The sequence below is a fragment of the Azovibrio sp. genome, assembly GCF_049658005.1.
In the GTDB taxonomy this organism is placed as follows: Bacteria; Pseudomonadota; Gammaproteobacteria; order Burkholderiales; family Rhodocyclaceae; genus Azovibrio.
Genome location: NZ_JBASOH010000039.1, coordinates 20453 through 29983, shown reverse-complemented (window position 1 = coordinate 29983; position 9531 = coordinate 20453). Strand labels below are relative to the sequence as shown.

At 66.6% G+C, this 9531-nt stretch carries 9 protein-coding genes; all 9 read left to right on the top strand.

Annotation, left to right across the window (positions count from 1 at the left end; genetic code table 11):
- Positions 1 to 779: tetratricopeptide repeat protein (locus tag WBH99_RS04165; protein WP_424218858.1), on the top strand; the 779-nt coding region annotated here is incomplete at its 5' end.
- Positions 776 to 2485 (top strand): GspE/PulE family protein, encoded by a 1710-nt coding sequence (locus WBH99_RS04160; protein WP_424218857.1) that lies wholly within the window; start codon positions 776 to 778, stop codon positions 2483 to 2485. The genes WBH99_RS04165 and WBH99_RS04160, both read left to right, overlap by 4 nt.
- Before the next feature lie 2 nt (positions 2486 to 2487).
- Complete coding sequence (locus tag WBH99_RS04155; protein ID WP_424218856.1) at positions 2488 to 3687, top strand: type II secretion system F family protein; 1200 nt, start codon at positions 2488 to 2490, stop codon at positions 3685 to 3687.
- Between the two features lie 42 nt (positions 3688 to 3729).
- A complete protein-coding gene (locus tag WBH99_RS04150) occupies positions 3730 to 5190 on the top strand; it encodes a hypothetical protein (RefSeq protein WP_424218855.1) in 1461 nt (486 codons plus the stop codon).
- Positions 5187 to 5783 (top strand): hypothetical protein, encoded by a 597-nt coding sequence (locus WBH99_RS04145; RefSeq protein WP_424218854.1) that lies wholly within the window; start codon positions 5187 to 5189, stop codon positions 5781 to 5783. The genes WBH99_RS04150 and WBH99_RS04145 overlap by 4 nt, the downstream gene beginning before the upstream one ends.
- A complete protein-coding gene (locus WBH99_RS04140; RefSeq protein ID WP_424218853.1) occupies positions 5780 to 6148 on the top strand; it encodes a hypothetical protein in 369 nt (122 codons plus the stop codon). Before WBH99_RS04145 ends, WBH99_RS04140 begins: the two co-directional genes overlap by 4 nt.
- Positions 6149 to 6164: 16 nt before the next feature.
- Positions 6165 to 7910, top strand: a complete 1746-nt coding sequence (locus WBH99_RS04135; RefSeq protein ID WP_424218852.1) for a hypothetical protein — start codon at positions 6165 to 6167, stop codon at positions 7908 to 7910.
- Positions 7901 to 8548: a type II secretion system protein gene (locus WBH99_RS04130; RefSeq protein WP_424218851.1), complete on the top strand. Its 648-nt coding sequence runs from the start codon at positions 7901 to 7903 to the stop codon at positions 8546 to 8548. The genes WBH99_RS04135 and WBH99_RS04130 overlap by 10 nt, the downstream gene beginning before the upstream one ends.
- 170 nt (positions 8549 to 8718) lie before the next feature.
- Complete coding sequence (locus WBH99_RS04125; protein ID WP_424218850.1) at positions 8719 to 9378, top strand: prepilin-type N-terminal cleavage/methylation domain-containing protein; 660 nt, start codon at positions 8719 to 8721, stop codon at positions 9376 to 9378.
- Positions 9379 to 9531: the final 153 nt, after the last annotated feature.

Here is a 9531-nt window from a genome sequence, read left to right as displayed (position 1 = left end):
CCCCCCTCCCCGCCCGGCCCCAGGCGCCGGAACAGCCCGCGCCCGCCAATCGCCCCGCGCCAGAAAGCCGGGAGGGGGATGCCCAGGCAATCCGCCCGACCCTGAATGATCAGCACCGCCTGCTCATCCACGAGGCCAGCGCGGCGATGCCCGCTGCGGCGCCAGAACCGCCCACCCTGCGCATTCAGCGCGGCACGCCGCCGCTCGATCCGAACCTGCAAAATGGCCATGCCGCCCTGGAACGAGGCGCGCTACCCCAGGCCCGCCAGGATTTCGAGCAGGTTTTGCAAGGCGACCCTCACAATCTCGAGGCGCTACTGAGCCTGGCCGCGATTGCCCTCAAGGAAGGGCGCCCGCCGGTAGCGCTGCAGCTCTACCAGGCAGCCCTGACTGCCCACCCCAAAAATGCCCGCGCCCTGGCCGGTTACCTTGGTCTCAGCGCCAGCCGTGATCCAGAAGGCACGGAAAGCCGCCTGAAAACCCTGCTGCAGGAACAGGCCGACGCCCCGTCCCTCTACTTTGCCCTGGGCAATCTGCTCGCCGGGCAAGGCCGCTGGCATGAGGCTCAGGCCGCCTACTTCCAGGCCAGTAGCCTGGACGGCAGCAACCCCGATTACCGCTTCAACCTGGCCGTCAGCCTCGACCAGTTGCGCCAAGGCAAACCGGCCGCCGACCATTACCGCCAGGCCCTGGAAGCCGCGCAGCACCGGCCCGCCGCCTTCGACCCGACCCAGGTCCGGACCCGGCTGCAGATTCTGGCCGGGAGTGCCGCGCCATGAACGCCCCCGCCGGCCTGCACCGCCGCCCCCTGGGTCAGATCCTGCTGGAGCGGGGCGTCCTGTCCGAAGACCAGTTGCGCATCGCGCTGCTGGAACAGATGAAGTCCAGCCTGCCGATCGGCAAGCTGCTGGTGAATCTGGGCTTCATCCCGGAAACCACCCTGCGCGAGGCCCTGGCGGAAAACCTGGGCAAGGAAAGCATCGACCTGTCCCGCGCCGTGGTGGACCCCGCAGCCCTGGAACTGGTGCCGCGCCAGATTGCCAAGCGGCACCTCATCCTGCCCCTCGATTACAAGCCGGAGCGCCAGCAGATCACCCTGGCCATGGCGGACTGCAACGACCTGGCGGGCCTCGACCGGGTGCGCGCCCTGGTGGGCGAGCAGATACGCATCGACACCTTGCTGGCCGGGGAATCGGAAATCGACCGGGCCATCGACCAGCACTACGGCCACGAACTTTCCATCGACGGCATCCTGAAGGAGATCGAAACCGGGGAGATCGACTGGCACAGCCTGCAGACGGCCAACGACGAATACTGCCAGCCGGTGGTACGCCTGATCGACGCCATCCTCACCGACGCCGTGAAGCGGGAAGCCTCGGACATCCACTTCGAGCCCGAGCACGGTTTCTTGCGCATCCGCTACCGCCAGGATGGCATCCTGCACCAGATCCGCGCCTTGCATCAGTCTTACTGGCCCGCCATGGCGGTGCGCATCAAGGTCATCAGCGGCATCAACATCGCCGAAACCCGGGCGCCCCAGGACGGCCACATCGCCCTCTCGGTATCGGGCCGGGCGGTGGATTTCCGGGTCTCCAGCCAGCCCACCCTGCACGGCGAAAACATCGTGCTGCGGGTGCTGGACCGGCAGAAAGGCATCGTGCCGCTGGAACACCTGGGCCTGGCCGAGGACAATCTGCGCCTCCTGAAACGGATGATTGCCCGCCCCGAAGGCATCATCCTCGTCACTGGCCCCACCGGCAGCGGCAAGACCACCACCCTCTATTCGGTGCTCAACCACATCAACTCCGAAGGCATCCACATCATGACCCTGGAGGACCCGGTCGAGTACCCCATGCCGCTGGTGCGCCAGACCGCCGTCGCCGAGAGTGCCAAGCTGGATTTTGCCAACGGCATCCGTTCCATGATGCGCCAGGACCCCGACGTGATCCTGGTGGGCGAGATCCGCGATACCGCCACCGCCGAAATGGCTTTTCGCGCCGCCATGACCGGCCATCAAGTCTTTTCCACCCTGCACACCAACTCCGCCGTGGGAGCCATTCCCCGCCTGCTGGACATCGGCGTGACCCCGGACATCCTCTCCGGCAACATCATCGGCATCGTCGCCCAGCGCCTGGTGCGCCGCCTCTGCCCGCATTGCAAGCGTGCGGCGCCGGCGGATCCCCAGGAATGCCGGCTGCTCGGCCTGGCGGCCAGCGCGCCGCCGCCCCAGACCTGCCACCCGGTGGGCTGCGAACACTGCGACTTCCTGGGCTACAAGGGGCGCCTCGCCCTGATGGAACTGCTGCGCATCGACCCGGAACTGGACGACCTGATCGCCGGCCAGGCCAACCGCAGCCAAATGCTCAAACACGCCCGCAGCCGGGGTTTTTTCCCCCTGGCCGAAGATGGCATCGCCCGGGTACTGGCCGGCACCACCTCCCTGGCAGAACTGGGCCGGGTGGTGGACCTGACCGACAGGATGTAGCCATGCTGTATCACTACTCTTCCGTCAACGCCGATGGCCGCCGGGTGAATGGGCGCATGGCAGCGAGCAACCCGGTGGATCTGGAAATGCGCCTGAAGCACATGGGCCTGGATCTGGTGCAGGAAAAACCGATGACCCGCCGCTTCCTGCCGGGACTATCCGGCGTGCCGCGTCAGGAACTCATCAACTTCTGCTTCCAGCTCGAGCAGCTGACCCGGGCCGGGGTGCCCCTGCGGGAGGCCCTCTCCGACCTGCGCGATTCCCTCGAACATCCCCGCATCGGGGAAATCACCGCCAATCTGGTGGAAAACATCGACGGCGGCCAGACCCTGTCTCAGTCCATGGCCGCCCACCCGGCCCTGTTCGACCGGGTATTCATCAGCCTGATCCGCGCCGGCGAAGTTTCGGGAGACCTGCCCCTGGTGCTGAACAAACTCACTGCCGCCCTGAAGTGGGAAGACGAGCTCATCACCCACACCCGGCATCTCTTGATCTACCCGGCCTTCGTCGGCACCATCGTCCTGTCCGCCACCGTGTTCCTGATGATCTACATGGTGCCGCAGCTGAAAATGTTCGTAACCAACATGGGTCAGGCCCTGCCGGCCCACACCCGCGCCCTGTTCCTGATCTCGGACCTGCTGGTGAATTACTGGTACATCCCCCTGCTGATCATTGCTGGCGGCCTGAGCACCCTGGTCTTCTTGCTGCGCACCAATCCCCTTGCCCGCCGCCGCTTCGATGCCCTGAAGCTGCGTTTGCCGCTGCTCGGCGACATTCTCAGGAAAATCATCCTGTCCCGCTTTGCCAGCACCTTTGCCATGCTCTATGCCGCCGGCATCCCGGTGCTGGAAGCGCTGCACACCACGCGTGAGGTGGTGGGCAACCGCCTCGTGCGCCGCGCCCTGGAGGAAACCGGACAGGCCATCCGCGAGGGTCGCAACATGGCCGCCGCCTTCCAGGACACCGGCCTGTTCCCGCCCCTGGTGGTGCGCATGATCCGCATCGGCGAGAGCACCGGCGAACTGGACACAGCACTCCTCAATGTCAGCTATTTCTACAACCGGGACGTGCAGGAATCCGTGAACCGCGCCCAGGCCCTGATCGAACCCCTGCTCACCCTGGTCCTCGGCGCCCTGCTGGGCTGGATCATGCTCGCGGTGCTGGGGCCGATCTACGACGTCATCAGCGCGCTCAGGTTCTGAGGTCCAAAGGTTTGAATGCCCAAAGGTTTGAAGGTTTGAAGCATGCCTAGCCGCCACCTGCTGCTCCTGGACGCCAGCGAACTCACCTTGTTCAGCGGCCCCCCGTCCCGCCTCGGGGAAGTGCAGCGCTTTAGCCAGGACGAGGCCGGCCAGGCCGCCTTCCAGGCTTGGCTCGCCGCCCACCCGGATACGGAACTGAGCCTCCTGGCCAACCTGTCCGAAGAGGGCTTTCAGGTGGAAACCCTGCCCTACCTGCGCGGCCGCGACCGGCAGGCCGTGCTGGAACGCAAGCTCGCCCGGCAGTTCGGCGGCACCCCCCTGACCCTGGCCCAGTCCCTTGGACATCGGCACAGCCACCGCAAGGAAGAGCGGGTGCTGCTCGCCGCCCTGACCCGGCCGGCCCTGGTCGAGCCCTGGCTCGCAGCGATCCGCGCCGCCCGGGTGCGCTTTGCCGGCCTCTATGGCATTGCCCAGCTCACCGGCCGCCTCTGCCGTCAGCTGGGGCTGCCCCGGGAGCGCTGCCTGATCCTCACCCTGCACCCCCAGGGCCTGCGGGAAAGCCTGGTGCAAGAAGGAGAGGCTGTGTTCTCCCGCCTGACGCGGCTTCCCGATGGCAGCCTTGCCGAATTGGCCGCCGGCATCGCCAGCGAAGCCCACAAGCTGCACCGCTATCTCTCTAGCCAGGGCTGGATCGACCGGGACGAGCGCCTGACCGTCTGCCCCCTGCTGCCACCCCAGGCCGTCGAAGCCGTGCGGGCCGCCTGCCCGGATCAGGGCGCCCTCTGCTTTCAGGTCGAGGATCTCTTTAGCGCCGCCGAGCGGCTGGAGCTGCGCCCGGACAGCGATGCCGATGCCCTGTTCCTCTCCCTCCTTGCCCGCCGCCGGCCTCGCCCGCAGTTCGCGCCGGTGGCCCTTTGCCGCGATCATGAGGCGGCCCGTATCCGGTCCGGACTCATCGCCGCCGGCCTTGTCATCTTCCTGAGCGGCATGCTGTGGATGGGCAGGGCATGGCAGATCGCCAGCGAGCGAGAAGAACAAACCGCCCGCCTCGATGCCGAGGCCGCAAGCCATGAAGCCGAGTACGCGAACCTCGCCCGGGAAGTTTCCGGCCCGGCCCAGGACCCGGAAAGCCTGCGCCTCTTGCTCACCCGTTACGACGAATTGCAGCGCCAGCAGGACAGCCCGATGCGGACCCTCGGCGAACTCAGCCATGCCCTCGATGCCGTTCCCGCCGCCCAACTCGAGAAGCTGCATTGGGAAAGCGGCCGGGCAGGCAGCACCCTGGCCGTGGAAGGCCGCCTGCCCGCCACGGAACCGCGCCTGCTGATGAGCCGCTTCGAGCAATTGCTGCGCGCGCTTGGCAATCAGGGCATCCGCACCGAAATCCTGACCCAGCCGGTGGACTTCGGCCCGGACAAACCCTTGCGCGGTAGCGATCTGGACCAGGACACTGCCCCGGCTCCCGATTTCAAGCTGCGTCTCTATGGGAAGCCCACGTCATGAAACGGCAAGCCCACGACTTCGCCCGCCTCTGGCCGGCCCTGGGGCTCGCCGTGCTGCTCGCGCTCAGCGGCCTGGGCGCTGCCGGGTGGGGCAGCCGGGAAAGCACGAGGGCAGGGCAGACCCAAAGCCAGAGCGCCGCCCGATTGCAGCAGATCGAAGCCCGTCTGCAGGAAGCCAGGGAACAGGCGGCCGGACTGCGCCAATTTCGCCTGCGCCTTCAGGAACTGGCGCAGCAAGGCTTCCTCACCCCCGAAAACCGCCTGGAATGGGTGGAACTGCTGCGCCAGAGCCGCACCCGGCTGGCGATTCCCGTCCTGCATTACGAAATCGAGCCGCAGCGCCCGCTGGAAAATGGCAGCCCGCATTTCCGGGTGAGCCGGATGAACCTGCATCTCGGCCTCGATCATGAAATGGAACTGGAGTCTTTCCTCCAGCCTCTTTTTGCCTACGGCAAGGCCCTGATCCTGATCCGGGCCTGCGACCTTGGCCGCGCCGCGAACCCGGATCCGCCGCTGCGTCCCGGCCCCAATATCGAGGTGGATTGTCAGCTCGACTGGATCACGGCCGAGCTACCCGGAGCCTCGCCGCCATGAAGCATCCCTTCATCCTTGGCCGCCTTGGCCACTTTGGCCTGCTGGGTCTTTTGATGCTCGCCGCCCCGCCGCTCTTTGCCGGGGCGCCGGGGCGGCTCTTCTTCACCCCGGCGGAACGGGCCCAACTCGATGCCGAAAAATACCGCTACGCCGGGACAGACGACTCCGCACCGCGTTACCAGGGCCTCGTGCAGCGCAGCCAGGGGCCGACCACCCTGTGGATCAATGGCATCCCTCAGCAGGTCCCGGCCGCGGGCAGGATCGAAGTGGGGTCGCTCCCCCCGGCGCCAAACCCCCCCGGCGCCGGATGGCAGCAAGGCGGCAAGATTACCGTGCATCCAGCACGCGGCAGCCGGCGCCCGTAAAGGGAACGGACACGTCATGCATCGTCAATCCGGCGCCGCCCTGCTGATCCTGCTCCTGGCCCTGATCCTGGGCGGGCTGACCTGGCTGTTGCAACGGCCCGCCACCCGCGCCGCCGCCTTTTCGGCGCGGGACAAAGCCACCGACCGGGCCCTTGCCGAGGCCAAGGAAGCGCTACTGGGCTACGCCGCCGCCTACCCGGAATACACCCAGCGCGGCGCCCCGCCACGGACGGCTTTCGTACCCGGCCATCTCCCCTGCCCGGACACCGGCAGTGCGCTGGGCAACGAAGGCGCGGAGGCCGGCACCTGCGGCGCCAAGGGCGTCACGGTGATCGGCCACTTTCCCTGGCGCAGCCTGGGCATTCCGCCGCCCCGGGACGGCAGCGGCGAATGCCTCTGGTACGCCGTCTCGGGAAATTACAAGGCCAACCCCAAGGCCGACCTGGTGAACCCGGACATTCCCGGCCAGTTCCAGATTTACAACGCCGATGGCACGCTCGAAATCGCCGGGAGTACGCCAGAAACCCGCCCCGTCGCCGTCCTGTTCGCGCCCGGCCCCGCCCTGCCCGGACAAAACCGCTCGCATCAGGGTGGGGAATGCCGGCTCGATTACGATGCCCGGCAATTCCTGGAGGGACGGCAAGGCATCGACAACAGCACCCCCGACCGCAGCGCCGAGGGTCTGACCCGGCTTATCGCCGGCCCCCCCGGCCCCTCCTTCAACGACCGCATGCTCTGGATCCGCCGCGAGGAAATTTTCGAACGGCGCATCGCCCGCCGCCCGCAGCCTCAGCTCGCCCTGTTCGATGCAAACTACAGTGGCAACAATGCGCCGGCCGCCCTGACCCAGCGGGTCGCCAGCTGCCTGGCCCGCTTCGGCGACATGAACCGCTGGAACCGCCTGCCCTGGGCGGCGCCCGCGAGCCTCGGCGGCAGCGCCCCGGACAAGTTCACGAATGTAAATTTCGCCGACCGGAGCAACTTGAGCGCCGGCCGCCCGCCCTTTGCCGTGGGCCGCTCGCAGCAGGTCCTGCAGAGCACGCTGGGCAGCCTCGGCCATTGCCCCTCCACCAACCTCAGCCATGCCGCCTGCCGCCTGCTGCGCAGCGACAACTGCCCGGAATTTCTGGCGGTGGCAGGGTATCCCACGCCAGATGACGGCGCCACGCACCAGGACAGCCCGGATGGCTGGTGGGAAAAGTGGAAGGATCACCTGTTCTATGTCGTGGCCCCCGGCTTTACGCCCGCCACCCAGGATGCCGCCGATTGCGAACAGGAGCCCGGCCAGTGCCTCGAGATCAACGGCCAGGCCTATGCCGCCGCCCTGATCTTTGCCGGGGCTCCGCTACCCGGCCAGAGCCGCAACAGCAGCAGCGAGCGCATGAATCCGGAAAATTATCTGGAGGGGAAAAATCTGCTCGCCGTGCAGGGCAAACGTAACGAACTGGAGTTGGCCGGCAATGACCAGATCGCCTGCCTGAAGGGCCCCACCGCCACCTCACCGGGCTTCAAGCTGGTGCCCAATTGTGGCAATCCGGACTGTGAGCAGGAGTCCGGCAAACTGCTGGCCCGCATCGCCGGCCACGGCAATCTCTGCCATACCGGCGGCAGCGTCCTGCCCGCCTGCCTCCAGGCCCAGGCCAAACTGGCCGGCTGCGCCTGCCAGGATGCCGCCACCCGCTTCATCAGCCCGCCCTGCCTGGACTCCCTCAACCCAGCCGCCTGCCAGGCCGCGATTCAGTCCCTCGAAACATGCCGCTGAACACCTCGCAACGAGGCTTCTCCCTCACGGAACTGGCCGTGGTCATGATCATCCTCTCCCTTTTGGTGGGCGGGCTGATCTTTCCACTTGCGGCGCAGCGCGGGGTGCAGCAACTGCGCCAGGCAGAAACCGGGCTGGCCGAGATCCGCGAGGCGCTCCTGGGTTTTGCCGCCATCCACGGCCACCTGCCCTGCCCGGATACCGACACGGACCCCGCCACCGCCGGTTACGGCGAGGCGGAATCCACTTGCAACGCCCCTGCCCAGGAAGGCTTTCTGCCCTTCAAATCCCTGGGCCTGCAGGAAAAGGACCCCTGGGAACAACGCTGGCGCTACCGGGTCGATCGCAACTTTGCCGCCAGTACCAGCCCCATCACCCTGGCCACCCACTTCGGCAGCGACAGCCTGCTGGTCAAAAATGCAGCCGGCGACCCCCTCACCACCACCTTGGAGCGGCCCATCGCCATTTTCTACTCGTTCGGCCCCAACCAGCGAGCCGATGGCGGCAATGCCAGCTTTGCAGCGACAAACGCCATTTATCAGGCCAACCCACCCAGCAACGACTTCGATGATCTGCTGCATTGGCTCGCACGCCCCACCCTGATCAGCCGCCTCATCGCCTCCGGACGCCTGCTATGACGACCCGCCCCTGCTCCCCGCCGCTCACTTACCGCCCCCCACCGCCCCCACCGCTCACCTTCGAGCTGCGGCGGGGAGATAATCAGGTGCTGTCCGGGCCTTTTGCCCTGTCTTTCAGGCATGAACCCTGCCAGGGAACGATCGTAAAACTTTTGACACAGGAGTCCATCATGAAAACCCGCAACCAATCCGGCTTCACCCTGGTGGAAATCGCCATCGTGCTGGTCATCATCGGCCTTTTGCTCGGCGGCGTGCTAAAGGGGCAGGAATTGATCACGCAAGCCAGGATCAAGAATGTCATCAATGACCTGAACGGTATCCCGGCCGCGATTTATGCTTACCAGGATCGCTATCGTGCCCTGCCCGGAGACGAAAAGGCCGCTGCAACGCCCCGCTGGGCGGGTGTCCATGGCGGCGACGGCAACGGCGTGATTTGCGGCACCTACAACGGCACGGCCGCCGCCACGACGGGTAGCGGAGCAAGCTGTACCGGCGAAAATGAATCAACGCTGCTCTGGCAACATCTGCGTTCGGCCGGTCTGGTCACGGGAGCAGGCAGCAGCGCGGAGATGCCGCAAAATGCCGTGGGGGGCTTCACCGGCATCCAGGCCGGTGCCTTCGGGCTACCAGGCCATGTGATCTGCACCAGCAATCTGCCCGCAAAAATTGCCAGCTCCATCGATGCACAGCTGGATGACGGCGCTCCCAACACGGGCAGCATTCGTGGGGCAAAAGCCGCCCTGAATGCGGCCGCGAGAAGAACCGCAAGCTCAGACACCGGCTATGTGGACGATGGCAGCCAGCTCTACCTCATCTGTAAAGCCATCTGACCCCGCCATCACGCCTCCGGTCGGCGCCAGCCCAGACGCCACGACCGGGGAGCCCCCGCCCTCCAGCCCGCTCTGCCAGAGCGTGCCAGAGCGTACCTGAGCGCCCGGCGGCAATGCCAGGGCCGCTTGGGCCAAGGTGATCTTGTTATAATC